The organism is Nocardia donostiensis, from assembly GCF_002081715.1.
Lineage (GTDB): Bacteria > Actinomycetota > Actinomycetes > Mycobacteriales > Mycobacteriaceae > Nocardia > Nocardia donostiensis.
Genome location: NZ_MUKP01000031.1, coordinates 1 through 13,475, shown reverse-complemented (window position 1 = coordinate 13,475; position 13,475 = coordinate 1). Strand labels below are relative to the sequence as shown.

The following is a 13,475-nucleotide window of genomic DNA, read 5'->3' as shown; positions in this document are numbered from 1 at the left end:
GATGCTCGCTCGGTTCCGCGACGTGCAATACGTCATCCATGAGGAGCACAACACCTACACCACCGCCCGGACGGAATCGGGGGCCCGAGTGCGTGTGCCGTGCATCATGACCGGCTCGAAGCTCTGTGTGTCGAGGCCGCTGACACCATGGCCACCCTCGAGGCCCACCTGTCCACCGGCGGGCGGCTGCCCGCAGTCTGGGGGCGCCCACTCATAACACCACCAACGCGCCCGGTCCATCGAATCGCGCAGCGGCACGCTCGAGCCGGCGCCGACGCTATTTCGGACAGGTTTCGAACTCGTTCTGCATCCGCTTCTGCAGGTCCACCGCGTCCGGCGTATAGAACCGCTCCGGGTTCTCCTCACCCGCTGTTCTGCCCTCCGGGCATCCGTAGATGTAGGCGCTACCTCGGAACTCACGCTCGGCATTTGTGCTTCCGGGCAATCCCCACTCCAGGCCGAGCGGGTTCTCACGGGTCGGGCCGATCGCGCCAATGATCGTGACGAGGTCTCGGTAGGCGGTTCGGGGGTCGCCGATCTCTACGATGAGCCCGGTGATCCGGCCGTCGACTACGCGCACCGAATCGACGTCGGCCACCGGCAGCTCGGCCAGTTTCCGCTGGATACTCTGCTCCTGCTCGCTGCTGAAGGGAAAATCGACGTGCCATACCGGTTCGGGCGCCGTCGTCTGGATTTGGAGAGTCGCCGGCCCGTCACCTAGAACGTTCCGGACCGCGGTCAGGGATTCGGCAGCCGGTGGAGCGTCACGGATTTCGATCCGCGGAGATGTCTGGTCGAATAACGAGGATATTTCGGCACCGGGCAGGCTGGCACCGATCGCCCGCAACCGCTGGGTGTCGCCGACGATCCGGCCGGAATCTAGTTCCGCCTCGCCGTCCTCGATATCGAGCTTGTCCCCGACGATGAATGTGTGGCTGCGGTCGTAGTCATCGAACTTATCGCGTTCGATCGCGACGATCCGGGATCCGACATCCGCGATCTGGGCCTCGGTCGCCCGCGTCATCGTTACGTCCACATGGAGATAGACCCCCAGCGTGAGCTCATTAGAATACACCACCGAGATGTCTTCCACCCCTGGCATCGCGGCGATTTCCGACTCCAGCTGATCCGCTTCCGCCTGCCGGTCCGGCGTGAAGGTGCAGCCGCTGAGCCCGACAATCGTCATGAGCACAGCGACGATTACCGCGATCGGGTTCCGCCTCATGTCTTCACTCCCCGTACCCGCATTTCGGTCGATCCGGACCGGATTCTACCCACACTGCTGCGGCCTCCTACCGTGTAACCGTGATCAGAACCGCTGCCCTGGCTCATATCCTCGACCGACGCCTGATCCAGACCCGTTCGACCCTGCGACCCACCTTGTCCTGGGACCGCGGCATGGAACTGGTGAATACCAAACATTCAGCGACACAGTAGGAGTGAGAGTTCACTTCGCCGAGCTGCGGGCAGATAAGGGCTAGGACTTCGATGTCCATCGCCGGCGGCTGCGTGCTCGCAGGATCGTGCCTCGGATCGCCCGTCGTGGGGTCGAGGATCCCACCAAGCTGGGCCGGTATCGGTGGAAGATCGAGCGCACCATCGCATGGTTGACCGGGTACCGGCGTTTGACGATCCGCTACGAACGCCACGGCCGTCTGTTCGCAGCATTTCTACAACTCGCCGCTGCTCTGATCTGCTACAAGAAAATGCCCATGTAAGACACCCTCTGAACGCGAGGTGCGCCCGCCCGTGCTTCACCTCTTTATCGCTGGGCCCCCAGGGTTTGTCATACTGCTCGGCGGAATCTGGGATCGAGTCCCAATTAAGCAGACCTATGAAGATCTGCGCGTCGATGGATACGAACCTGCTTCCTCCTCCCGAACTAGATGTGGTCGAGATGCTGTCCGACGCAGGGTCACGCAGTGTTCTGAGACTCCCGAATTCTGGCTACCTGGGCCCCGGGCGTTGCGGTGCTTCGCTCGTCAGTAGCGGGCAAGGTGAAAGAGAGCGCCGAATGCGGTTGGGCGATGAGCTTGCCGCGAGCTGGCGTATCGCTAGGTACGGCGCATTCGGATGTCTACCGGAGCTGGGAACGTCGGGAGGATGTGAGGTCCAACTTTCGCAAGCCCATTGCTGCACCGCTGGTATCCATGAAGATCACGCCGCCCCAATCGTTGCCGATCGCGTCCTGGCGCTGGTGCCACAGGACCTGCAAGCTTGGCAGCGCGTCGTGATATGCCCGTAAATCGGGTTGTTCGTGCAATAGCTCGTAAAGTTCGTACGGAATGCCAGCGAATGCTTCCATGCGCTGGGACGCAAGTCGGAACACGTGGTCTGTCCCGACCAACCGGATGCCGGCGAGTTCGATCTCGGTATCGAAGGTGACATAGCCGACTCCTCGATCTTGGTCAGAGCCGAGCCGTGTGCGCTGACGTGGAGTTAACAGGTTACCGGCGCCGCGCCGGTCACCGACAAAGGCCAATAGTCCGGCTGTCGCCGTGCGCGAGAGCACACGAGCGAACCAGTCTGTACGGTCGGCAGCGATGTAGAAGCCGGGCCGAGCATCGTGCTCAGCATCGTCGCTCCGGATTGGGATGCCAGGGAACTCGTGGTACTCCTCAATGGGCTCATTCAACAAGATTCCCCTGTGGCCGTCATCGGGGAGGACCAGTACTCCGTCGCCCGGCGGGTCTAGGATTCGCATCTGTATACCCCCGCGGTCGGCCAGAGCTGTGGACATCATCAGTCCCGGCGGGGACGTGTCTCCATGCTCTGGATCTCCGATTACTACGGCATGCACTTGAGCGGCGGCCTTCGCTAACTGTCGATGCTGAGCCTCTTGAGGGCCGTGTGATCCTTTGCATTCGACGGTAATAACGCGCGGTGCTGCGTTATCGGCAAGGCCGATGAGGAAATAATCGGGGCGCAGACGAGTGTGCGGCTTGGACTTGACCTGGGTTCCCCGCAGTGCCCAGCCTGCCTCTAGGGCAACGTCGGCGTCTGCGATCTCGAATCGATATCCAGGATGGCGCTCGCCCGCTATCCGCAACGCTGCAGCCAATGCGAAGGCAATCCCGAGGTCTTCGGCCTGAACGGAACGGCGATGGAAACGCGGGTCTCTGCCGTCCGGTGAAAGCTCCATCCGACCATCGGCATTGGACTGCAGAGTGGTGATGTACTTTAGGCAGCTCCAATGCTGGGCTAACGCCCGCGATGAGCCGTGCCCGGACAAGACCGTGGCCCGACCCAACAAATGCAAGAGCTCCCATGGCATGACGTTCATGCGTGAGCCGTGCTCAGCAGCGGGAACCGGCACAATCTGGGGCTTGGTTTCGTCGACATCCTGCTTCTTGGCGCGGCGTTCTTCGTCTAGTTTCTTGGCCTTGCGACGAACCTGGCCCGCCAGATGATCGGTCGACTGTATGGCGACATCGGAGTACTCGTATAGTCGGCTTAAAGCCTCGTCGATCTCCATATGTGTATCCCTCCACCCTGCAGCGCTGCCGCTCGGGTCCCATCCCACCGGCTGGGGAATGTCCAAGCTGGTGGCGGCGTCGCTAACCCATTGTATCGGTATTTCTGCGGCGGAATGCATTGGTAACCAATGGGGTTGGTGATTCACTTGCTTCGGTGCACGTCACGGGGGAGAGTCGGGCCGGAATGATCCGGGACTCTGGGTCGGGGCCGGGGTCCACATGCGAAGGATTGGACGTATTCCGGTTCTGTCTCGTTGCCAACCTGGGCTTGGTCTCGAGGTCCTCGGGACGTTTGCGGAACGGGCCCGTGACGATGCCAAGCGCCGCGCTGCCGGATTGTGTCCACCAGAGACGCGGCTGTATGGAAGGTCGCTGTTTCGACGTTTCTCGCTGATTTCCTAAACCCATTTGCCACGGGCGAGCCTGGTCGCCGGGTCGCTTGTGATGATAAGCCGTCGGATCAGTGGAATGCGGTGGTATGAAGTTCGTGAGCGTCGGGTGAGTACGACGTTGCTTTGGTGGTTGTTTCGCGGATGAGGTCGCTGCCGACGGTTGGACGGGATTGCGATGGTGGACGATGACAGTGCAAGTCTTGTGGCGGCGGCGCCGTATACATGGCCTTTCCTGGCGGTTTATGGCCTTGGGTGATCCGACTGTCCAACCAGTTCGCATGACGTTGTGACGCTCAGGTCATGTTGGGGTTGTGCCGAGAGCATCTCGGTCGTCGGCATCTTGAGGCGGGTCCAGGGTCTGGGTGGTATCTGGCCAATGCACACCGACAGTTCAACGGTGAGGTGGTGTTGATGGGTCTGAATCCGGTTCCTCTGGCCTACACGTGCCGTCGCCTGGAGAAGTCGGGTTGTGTGGTCAGCGCGGTGGCTGGCAGTGTCCTCGACCCGGTCCCGGAGGCAGCAGGTACGGGATTCAACTCGATCGGGTTGAACTTGGTGATGCACTGCGTGCCGGGAACCTTTGCCGAGAAGGGCGTCGCGTTCGAGCATCTGGCGCGAGTATTGTCTGATGACGGGGTGCTGTTCGGTTCGACGATCCTGGGAGACGTTCGTGCACAGGTTTCGGGCGGGCGTTGTCCGCTGCGTATACGCGGGTCGGCGCCTTCAATAGCAGTGGCGATGATCGGGAGGGCCTGAAGGAGGCGCTGGGCGCGGCGTTCAGGACGTTCTCGGTCGCTGAGGTCGGTGATGTCACGCTGTTCACGGCCCGGTCTCCGCGACGATGAGCGAGTGAGGTCAGGTGCGCGGGGTTAGGCGGAGAGTGAATCCGCGGGGTTTGAGGGTGATCTGCTCGGTGATGTCGCGGCGGTAGTCGGGGTCGTGTTCGAGGTCGAAGGCGCGCAGGACATGGGCCAGGGTGAGGATGATTTCGTGGTAGGCGAATTGGCATCTGATGCAGGCGCGGGTGCCGGTGCCGAAGGGTTTGTAGACGTGCTGACCGAGGTGCGTTGGCGCTCGGGTAGCCAGCGGTCGGGGTCGAATTGTTCGGCGTCGGGTCCCCAAGCGGCGGGATCGCGGTGGCTCAGAACGTGAGTACGAAGACCCAGTCGCCGGGTCCGAAGTGGTAGCGGCCGTTGCCGATTCTGGTGTTGTGGCGGGCTTCGCGGAAGTATCCCAGCGCGACCGGCCACAGCCGTAGGGTCTCGTCTACGATCCGGCACAGGTAGCGGAGTCGGGCTACGTCGCCGAAGAGAATGTCGGGCCGGTCGTGACCAGGGAATCGTTGGTCGATCTCGGCGCGGGTTCGTGCGGCGATGTCGGGGTGGCGCGCCAGTTCGTAGAGGGCGAAGGCGAGCACACCGGCGCTGGTTTCGTGGCCGGCGACGAGGAAGGTGAGGATCTGGTAGCGGATGTTGACCGGATCGAGTTGCTCGCGGATATCGGGGTCGGCGACGATCAGCATCCGGTCGAGCAGGTCGTTATGTTCTCCGAGGGTTCCGCTGATCCGCCGGGCGGCGATGATGTCGTCGACGACCTGATGGACGTAGGCGATGTCGCGGGTGTACTGGGCGGCGGCGCGGCGGCCAGGGTTTTCTGTAGCAGTGGGGGCAGGTTGGCGTTGCGGTTGATGTAGGGGAGTCCGCGCAGCATGGCTGCGACGAAGGGGCCACGGTGGCGCGGGTGAAGGAGTCGAAAGTGTAGTCGAAACCTGCGCGGCTGATGATTTCGAGGGAGAGCTCGTTCATGTCCTCGGCGACATCGACCCACCGATCGCCGCGGGTGCTCCAACGGTCGAGGAGTTCGCCGATCGAGCGGGTCATGGTGGTGGTAGCCTCGCGGGTGAACGCGGGGGCGAGGATGTTGTGTGCCTTGGTCCAGTTGGGTTCGTGGTGGTAGGCGGTGAACAGGCCGTCACGCGCAACTGGGCGGACCTTTTGAATAGCACGCCGATGCATGCGCGTTCGTCATTGATCTCGGCGATGAGGTCGGCGCCGGAGAGCACGATCATGGGCCAGTCGACGATGCGCCGTTCGAAGATTGAGCCCAGCGTGCGGGCGTCGCGCATCGATGTCTGGGTGGGCTTGGCGGGGTTGATGGTCAGCAGATCCCCGAGTATCGGCAGTCGCCACCGCGGGTGTGGCAAAGCGGGATTGGCTGGCGTGCTCGTGGTTGTGCGTACTGCCATGCGGGAGCGGCTCCATCGGGCTACGAACGTGTTGTCTGAGGATTATGGTCGGTTGCGAGATGCCGGGCTCGGGACCAGACGTCGGCTAGCGCCAGTAGCTGGTCGAGTTCGCTGGCGAGGTCACGGGCGACCGGTTGCACGGGGTAGGCGCTGGTGCGGCCACCGCCGGTATCCGGTCATTGTTCTTCGTGACGATGGCTTCGGTATTGACCGCCGGATACCGCTGTTAGTTGCACGTATGTTGCACGGCTTGTCCCTGCTCGATCTGCCGGAATCTATTCCGGCTTGGCTGTTCGGCGGCCTGGCGGCGCGCGATGGGCGCCATGGCCTGTTGGAGTTCGTTCCGTCCATTGGAGGCTCGGAAGTCGGCAGGACTGTGCAGTGGACGGCCTTAGTTTTTCCAGGGTCCTGCGTGTGATCTCAGCGCTCTCGGCTCGGCCTGATCCAGGTTTGGCTGTCCATCGCCGCGGGGCTGCAAGTTTGAAATGGGATCGACCCGTGTTCTGGCGGTTCCGCTCGCTGTGGTGTGGGTGGTACGGCAATCGGGAATATTTCGTGATATTTTTATGAGAGATATTTGGAGGACGAATGGGCGCAGTGGCGCATCCGCGGATGCTGGTGCTGGCGCGAGAGTCACGGTCGTTGACGCAGGGGCAGCTGGCCGAGGCGATGCAGAAGCTGGAAGGCTCGGCGAGCCGGGTCAGTCAGGGCTATGTCAGCCGTGCTGAAGGCGGCCGACTGGCATTGACCGGTGAACGGCTCGACCTGTATGCACATGCGCTGGGATACCCGGCGCCGCTGCTGTGTCTCAGCGAGCGCGAGGTAGGGGCGGGTGCGGGGATGGTGCACCACCGTAAAAAGCAAGCAGCGGCGGCTGGTGACCTGAAACGTATTCACGCTCTGCTCAATCTCACCCGGATTCAGCTCCGGAGCTTGTCGGCTGCGGCTCCAATTCGTGCCACGACTGCGCTTCCTCACATCGAGGTCGATGATCTGACTACGCCGGCTGACGCTGCGCGTGCACTGAGAAGAGAACTCGGGGTTGCTGGAGGACCCGCGGGGCCGGTCGTACAGCTACTCGAGGGTGCCGGGGCCTTGGTGGTCTGTCGTGAGCTCGTGGCGCCTATGTCGCTCGATTCGTCCGTGGAGTCGGTATCCGTGGACGCGGTCAGCTGTATGCCCGATGGGGAGGATCCACTGGTTTTGCTGAACTCTGGGACCCCTGCGGAGCGGCAGAGATTCACCCTCGCCCACGAGTTGGGGCATATGGTGATGCACCGCATCCCTCATCCCGATCAGGAAAAGCAGGCCAACAGTTTCGCGGCTGAACTGTTGATGCCAGCCCGGGACATCCGCGGTGATCTCCGGTCCGAGTCGCTGTCTGTGCCAAGGCTGCTGGAGTTGAAGCAGTACTGGCAGGTGTCGATGTGGGCGCTGCTGCGGCGTGCGCACACACTCGGAGTCGCCAGTGATTGGCAGTACCGGACTTTGGCGGTGGAGATGTCGAGTCTGGGGTATCGCACCCGCGAACCAGAGCCCCTGGAGCCGGAACGGACGACTGCGGTCGAGTCGATCGTTGCGTGGCACGTCGGCAAGGGGACCGAAGTCGCCGAATTGGCCCGGTTGACGTACTTGACCCCAGACGAGTTCTTGAGCCTGTACGCGGCCGAACGGGTCGGTGTTATCGGGGGCTCGAATGATCGTTGGCCCGCACTGAGAGATCCGCAGACGGGGGAGGTTGGTTGATGACCTGGCCGGAGGAATCGAATCGCCGCTCGAACGAAAGTGGCGATGTGCTTCCAGATATCGCACATCGATCGAGGCCGGAGCCACTATCGGGTCCAGTTGCTGTACTCCACGATCGCATCCTGCTGCACACCAACGCTCGGACCGCTCGCCGGATCACCCCACTGCCATCGGGCATCGGAGGCCTGGTACTGGCGGGAAAGACGGCGGCTTCAGGAATCAAAGATCTACGGAGCGAGCATACTGATCTGCTGCTCTTGAGGGACCCAGAAGGCTACCGCCGGGCGGCGGCGACCGAGGATGAACCGTTCGTACTCGAAGACGACGAGCAACAGCAACACCTGTTCTCGTTGACCCTCGGCGAGCACCTCCAAGCGCAACGGGACTGTGGAGCAGATCTGGCCTTGACGCCCACCGGATACCTGAACGCTGGAGATAGCGACGCGCTCAGAGCCGTGGTTCGAGCAGCGTCCGAAATCACGCGCGATGACGTCGTTGTCAGTCTGCCGTTGGATATCGCCTGGCTGAAGAACGATCATATCGACCATGTCATCGCCGTGATGGACAAACTGGACCGGCCCAAGGCGGTATTCCTCGGCGGGCAATTCGACCCGATGGAACGGTACAAGGCGGCCGTACGGAACCTCCGACGGCTGGTGGCCGAGGCCGGCAATGTGGCCGTGCTCCGCACCGACCTCACCGGCTTCGATGTCATGAGCCACGGGGCGTATGCAACATCGATCGGCACCGGCGGCAGCATGCGTCATATGATCCCGTTCGGCGACCGGGCATTCGCTCGGCAGCGAGATCCATCACCCAGTGTGCTGTTCGCCGAGCTGATGTCCTTCCAGAAGGGGTCGACCCTCGCTCAGAGATTCGCCGATACTCTACCGCCGACCTGCAACCTTCCGTGCTGCGAAGGACTGCCGTTGGATAGGTTCCTGGCCCGAGAAGACACCCTCGACGCGCACCGCCACAGCATGCACACCTGGGAGTCATGGGCACGCGACCTGCTGGAACAACCGCAGCTCGCCGATAGGGCCACCTGGTGGAAGAACCGGTGCGCAGCGGCGGTCGCCCACACCGACACCGTCAACATCCGGATCAACCAGCCCGAAGCATTCCAGGCACCGAAGACACTGCAGGCATGGGCGGAACTACCACCATGGTGGGTGGATTCCGAAACTACACGTCAAGCCCGAACTCGTTGACTTTCTCGTACAGCTCCTCGGCAAACCACCATTGACCGCACGATTGGCGCTGACGTACATACGGCTGTGGGTCTGTCAGCATCTTCAACTCGCCGCTCGCGAAGACACACATCCCGACCCCGAAGAACGATGCCTGCATGCGCGCATCGTCGAGGTCTTCGGGGATTGATCGCAGCAGCACGGCACGGCTGCAGAACGGCGCGAACTTCCCCGCCGAGCGCAGACCGTCCTTCCAGGTGCGCGTGGCCACCACCACGAACTGTGCGGTAACCGGGGGTACTGCGCGGCGCGTGTACAGGCCATCGGCTACATCGATGACACCGGCCGGGACCCGGCGGAAGAGACGGCGCTCACGCTCGGTGAGATCGTGAACCGATACCGGTAACCCTGCCGGTAGGCCCATCAACGTGTCCAGCAGATCCATCTGGGGCAATGCCCCCAAACCGATCGTCCGGCGCCGTGCGATCTCTGCGGGATCAGGCAGGAATGCGACACCCACAGTCGCATCCAACATCCGAACGACAGCCGTCGAACTCCGTTCCAGAGCGTCGGGAACACGCCGCGAGGTGACCACAGCCTGAGCTGCCTCGGCCACGCCAGCTCGACTCACTATGCCTCCACTTCAACTACCACCACCAACCGATACGCCCGGTTTGGCAGCATCCCAGAGCCAGTCGACACTGACGATCGCCCACAGTCGGGTCCCGCACGCTGCGTCGACGGGTATTCAGCAAATCACGGATTCGGACCGTAGTACACGCTGGGGTGCACTCGTCGAGAGGGTCGGCGCGTCGGTGACCGGGATGTTGATGGCGTTGGGATGCAGCGGCGAGGTGGGCATCGACGCCGGTTTGCATGACAGGTCAGGAGTCAACCGAACCGGGGCAGTCCCACGCGGTGGCATTCGACAGCAGGTTCACCGACTGTCCACCAGTACGGCTGGCGCGGGCTCTGGTATTCGGATTTTGTCTTCAGCTGTCGGTTGGTTCGACACGGTGATTGTGTGCTTGCCGACGGTAATGGTGTCGCTGGAGTCCGCCATGAGCTCTGCGATCATGGGAGACGCGAATAGCTGCGAACTGATTGCCGGCTGGAAGGCGGAACTTGTGGTGCCAACGGATCAGAGTGTGTACGCCCCGTGGCATCTACGGGTGTCGGCGAGACTCATCGATCTGCTGTTCTTCGTTGTGCTCTTCGGGATAGGCGTGGGCCTCGCCTGGGGCATAAACCACCACTTCAAGGTAGATATTGCTGTTCTGCTCTTCGGCGAGGACATCTTGCACAGCAAGCCACGGACCCATCATCCCACCGGAATAGCGGGCATGTACTTGATGAAAGCGGAGCGGTGGGTTGTCAAGCTCATGCTGATCACAGTGATAGTGCTGGTCGCGGTAAACAGGGTTCTCATGCAGGGCCGGACGGGGCGGAGTCTCGGCAAGCTCGTCGTGGGGCTGCGGGTGGTGGATCCGCGGACGCATCATCCGGTCGGTATCGGCCGGATGATCATGCGACAACTGGCCTGCATTATCGACGTGCTGCCCTGTGGGCTCGGATTCCTGTTGCCATTGTTCGATACGCACCGACGCACCATCGCCGACATGATGACGAACGCGATCGTCATCCGCGATCGGAACCCTGTCCCGCTACGGACCGAGCCGGGGTCGATCCGCGATCACGCCCTGTGGTGGGCCATTCCGCTGTGCACGGTGGCGACGTACGTCCTGATCACGATCGCGGAGCTGTGGGGAGCCACACTGTAGGACTGTTCTATCCGTTGCTCACTCGACCGGCCCCGACGTGATCAGCAGCGCGAGGGGTTGGGGATTCGCTGTGGCAGGCTCCATCGAACCGTCACTGCTGATGCGGCTGCCACCGATGACTTCTGCCGGGTGGTGTCGTCCTACTCGGTGAAGCGAGTATCGACTCGGACTGATCGAAGACGGAAGGACGACCGGATGCGTGAACTCATCCTGCAGATGATGGTGTCGGTGGACGGTATGACGGAAGGACCCGGCGAGAACCTGGACTGGGTTGATGTCGTCGACCCCGACCTCGACAGCTACCTCGCCGAACTGCTGGACAGCGTCGACGCCCAGATATTCGGCAGGGCGAGCTATGAGCTACTTGGGCAGTACTGGCCGGACGCGGAGCGCAATCCCGCCACCCCGGGCGACGAGATGCTGGCCCCCAAGGTCAACGGATTGCCGAAAATCGTTGTCTCACGGCAAGAAGCCGAACTTGCGTGGCTGCCGGCCACCCGTATCGGCAACAATCTCGCCAGCGAGGTCGACGCGCTGAAGAAACAACCAGGACGACCGTTGATCCTGTTCGCAGGCGCCACCACTGCGCGCGAGTTCATGCGACTCGACCTCATCGACGAGTATCGGCTCCTCGTATTTCCAGTGCTACTGGGAGGAGGGCGGTCGCTGTTCGCCGAGGACGGTTACCGCCGCCATTTGCAGTTGATCCAGACAGTTCCGTTCGCGAAATCAGGAGTGGTGCTGCACCGCTACCGGCAACAACCTGCCTGATCAATAGATAATGCACCACCACCTGAGCTACCTGATTCCAGTGGGGCACTACAGCTTCCTACTACCCGACCTGGGGGAGTGGTCCATCCGTTGCGTGACCCCGTCAGGTCGGGCAGGCATAAGCCACCATCCAAGCCTTCGAGTGCGAGGACGCCTTGGTGCAACTCGAGAGGATGGGAAGCGACCAATTCTTGTGGATCTCCGGGTTTCTCAGGTTGCTCGCAGCCAGTGATCGAGGGCTACGAAGTCCTCGTCACTGAGTCCCCGGAACGGCTCAACGTGCCGCAGGAGTGCAGGGCCGCGATGTTGGGTGGCGACCCAGGTGCGGTCAGCGGCGGTGATCTCGTCGTCGACCCAGGCGAACGGGCGTCCGCTGGCCCAGTCCACCAGGGTCCGGGTCTTCCAGCACAGTCCGAACCACCGGTCCTCGCGTTCATGCTCAGCGCAGGGCTCCGGCCAGCGCACGACTGGCAGTCGCGGCAGCCCGAGCCGGGGCGCGAGTTCGGCATTGACCTCATCTTCCCAGGTCGTGGCCCAGACCAACTGGCATGGCAGTTCTGCCAGCCAGCGGCCGACATCGGGGCGCAGCCGCGAAAAGTGTGAGTCCGACACGACACTGCGCGGCTCGCGTCCGGGGTCTTCACCGAACGGGAGAAGCGGCCCGTCGACATCGAGGAACAGCAGTGGTTGTCGCGCATGGTCGGTCATGCTGCGGGGGACTGTTCGCGCTCGACGAGGGCGCCGCGGTCGAAACGTGCTCCGGCTCGCACGAGGGCGGCCCGGTGTGGTGCGTTGACCGCTCGCCAGCGGGTTCGAGCGGCCTCGATCAGCTTGTAGGCCATTGCCAGTTCAGCCGCCCGGGAACCGGGGCCCTTGGTGGCTTTCGTGCGCAATCGCTCAGTGGCGAAGGTGGATTCGATCGGGTTGGTGGTGCGCAGATGGATCCAGTGCTCTGCCGTATACTTGTAGAATTCGAGCAACGCATCGGCGTTATCGACGATCTTCGCGACAGCTTTCGGGTATTTCTTGCCGTAGTCGAGGTCGAACGTCTTGATCGCGCCTCGCGCATGGTCGATGTCCTCGGCGTTGTAGATCTCCTTCATCGCCGCGGTGGCACCGGGATGCGCTGACTTCGGCAGCGAGGAAAGGACGTTGGCCTGCTTGTGGAACCAGCACCGCTGCTCGCGAGTGTCGGGGAAGACCTCACGGTCCGCTTTCCAGAAACTGCTCTCCTTTGAATTGGTGGTGTGCATAGCGGATCTGGGTAATAGCCACGGTGAGATAGCTGCGATGCCCAGAAGCCAGGCAGACGATAACAAACAGGCAGTTGCGCCAGCAAGAGTCGGGCGCCGGCGAACTCGGACGCCTCCGCGCAGAAGGTCGATGCTGTCGGTTCGGACCAGATATTCCATGAGTGTCGCGAACGCGCGGCCGTCGCCGCGTGCCAGGAGCCGCAGGTCATCGACACGGTCTGCGTCCACCATGATCTCGATCAACCCGATGAAGGCGCAACGGTCACCGTCGTCGTAGGCGAGTTTGCATAACCGTGCTTCATCGGCGGTTGTTTCGAGCTGGTCCATTGCTTGCATGCAGGCCGAGGTGGCTTCCGGTGTGTCGTGGATGTCGTATCGGTGGGCGGCCGCTTGTCCAGTCGGGCGGCCGGAGGCTCATCGGCTTTCCGGGATTCCTGTCTGTGAGCTCATTTCCCGGGTGAAGACGACTATGACGTCGTCGGTGCCCAACCGGGAGCTTGTTGCCGGTCCTGTGTCTACTGAGCATCCGGCGGCGATCCAGACCGCTGTTCCTCGGAAGCCGAGTCGGATGGCCGATGGCACTCGGATCGCGCCGCTGGGATCGTGGTCCCAGCAGATATC

12 protein-coding genes and 2 pseudogenes are annotated in these 13,475 nt (G+C 62.4%); 7 read left to right on the top strand and 7 right to left on the bottom strand.

Annotated features, from left to right (window positions below; all coding sequences use genetic code 11):
* Window positions 1-277 precede the first annotated feature (277 nt).
* The gene (locus B0T44_RS18860) at window positions 278-1,225 is read right to left on the bottom strand and encodes a hypothetical protein (RefSeq protein WP_077121143.1); all 948 of its coding nucleotides are present in this window, start codon (window positions 1,223-1,225) and stop codon (window positions 278-280) included.
* A gap of 268 nt (window positions 1,226-1,493) precedes the next feature.
* On the opposite strand from B0T44_RS18860, the pseudogene B0T44_RS28150 reads away from it, so the two are divergent.
* Window positions 1,494-1,718 (top strand): annotated as a pseudogene (locus B0T44_RS28150) (transposase); the annotation flags it as partial.
* A gap of 359 nt (window positions 1,719-2,077) precedes the next feature.
* Here B0T44_RS28150 and B0T44_RS18850 read toward each other — a convergent pair.
* Entirely contained in the window at window positions 2,078-3,475 is a 1,398-nt protein-coding gene (locus B0T44_RS18850; protein WP_139347999.1) for a hypothetical protein, read from the bottom strand.
* 693 nt (window positions 3,476-4,168) lie between these two features.
* Between B0T44_RS18850 and B0T44_RS18845 the strand changes: the two genes are divergently transcribed.
* Complete coding sequence (locus tag B0T44_RS18845; RefSeq protein WP_342749231.1) at window positions 4,169-4,624, top strand: class I SAM-dependent methyltransferase; 456 nt, start codon at window positions 4,169-4,171, stop codon at window positions 4,622-4,624.
* Window positions 4,625-4,723: 99 nt separating this feature from the next.
* Here the strand turns inward: B0T44_RS18845 and B0T44_RS28145 are convergent, their stop codons facing one another.
* Together B0T44_RS28145 and B0T44_RS28135 are read right to left on the bottom strand one after the other, a co-directional pair.
* On the bottom strand, window positions 4,724-4,990 hold the full coding sequence (locus B0T44_RS28145) for a cytochrome P450 (RefSeq protein ID WP_254854243.1): 267 nt from the start codon (window positions 4,988-4,990) through the stop codon (window positions 4,724-4,726).
* Between the two features lie 19 nt (window positions 4,991-5,009).
* Complete coding sequence (locus tag B0T44_RS28135; protein ID WP_254854245.1) at window positions 5,010-5,432, bottom strand: cytochrome P450; 423 nt, start codon at window positions 5,430-5,432, stop codon at window positions 5,010-5,012.
* Between B0T44_RS28135 and B0T44_RS28130 the strand changes: the two genes are divergently transcribed.
* The 3 genes from B0T44_RS28130 to B0T44_RS18830 all read left to right on the top strand — a co-directional run bounded on the left by B0T44_RS28130 (window position 5,409) and on the right by B0T44_RS18830 (window position 9,070).
* Window positions 5,409-5,561, top strand: a complete 153-nt coding sequence (locus B0T44_RS28130; RefSeq protein ID WP_254854242.1) for a hypothetical protein — start codon at window positions 5,409-5,411, stop codon at window positions 5,559-5,561. The genes B0T44_RS28135 and B0T44_RS28130 overlap by 24 nt on opposite strands.
* Before the next feature lie 1,140 nt (window positions 5,562-6,701).
* Complete coding sequence (locus B0T44_RS27230) at window positions 6,702-7,859, top strand: ImmA/IrrE family metallo-endopeptidase (RefSeq protein WP_081512306.1); 1,158 nt, start codon at window positions 6,702-6,704, stop codon at window positions 7,857-7,859.
* A 257-nt stretch (window positions 7,860-8,116) separates the two neighbouring features.
* Window positions 8,117-9,070, top strand: coding sequence for a hypothetical protein (locus tag B0T44_RS18830; protein WP_139347997.1), 954 nt, complete (start codon window positions 8,117-8,119; stop codon window positions 9,068-9,070).
* On the opposite strand, the gene B0T44_RS18825 is transcribed toward B0T44_RS18830, so the two are convergent.
* Complete coding sequence (locus tag B0T44_RS18825; protein WP_139347996.1) at window positions 9,045-9,494, bottom strand: hypothetical protein; 450 nt, start codon at window positions 9,492-9,494, stop codon at window positions 9,045-9,047. The genes B0T44_RS18830 and B0T44_RS18825 overlap by 26 nt on opposite strands.
* Window positions 9,495-10,110: 616 nt before the next feature.
* On the opposite strand from B0T44_RS18825, the gene B0T44_RS27225 reads away from it, so the two are divergent.
* A complete protein-coding gene (locus B0T44_RS27225; protein ID WP_175648135.1) occupies window positions 10,111-10,830 on the top strand; it encodes an RDD family protein in 720 nt (239 codons plus the stop codon).
* 195 nt (window positions 10,831-11,025) lie between these two features.
* Window positions 11,026-11,601 carry a dihydrofolate reductase family protein gene (locus B0T44_RS18815; RefSeq protein ID WP_077121128.1) on the top strand — a complete coding sequence of 192 codons (576 nt, stop codon included), beginning with the start codon at window positions 11,026-11,028 and terminating at the stop codon, window positions 11,599-11,601.
* A 210-nt stretch (window positions 11,602-11,811) separates the two neighbouring features.
* Here B0T44_RS18815 and B0T44_RS18810 read toward each other — a convergent pair whose 3' ends face one another.
* Both B0T44_RS18810 and B0T44_RS18805 read right to left on the bottom strand, forming a co-directional pair.
* A complete protein-coding gene (locus tag B0T44_RS18810; protein WP_077121126.1) occupies window positions 11,812-12,309 on the bottom strand; it encodes an HAD domain-containing protein in 498 nt (165 codons plus the stop codon).
* A pseudogene (locus B0T44_RS18805) lies at window positions 12,306-12,824 on the bottom strand (transposase); the annotation flags it as partial. The pseudogene B0T44_RS18805 and the gene B0T44_RS18810, both read right to left, overlap by 4 nt.
* Between the last annotated feature and the right edge of the window lie 651 nt (window positions 12,825-13,475).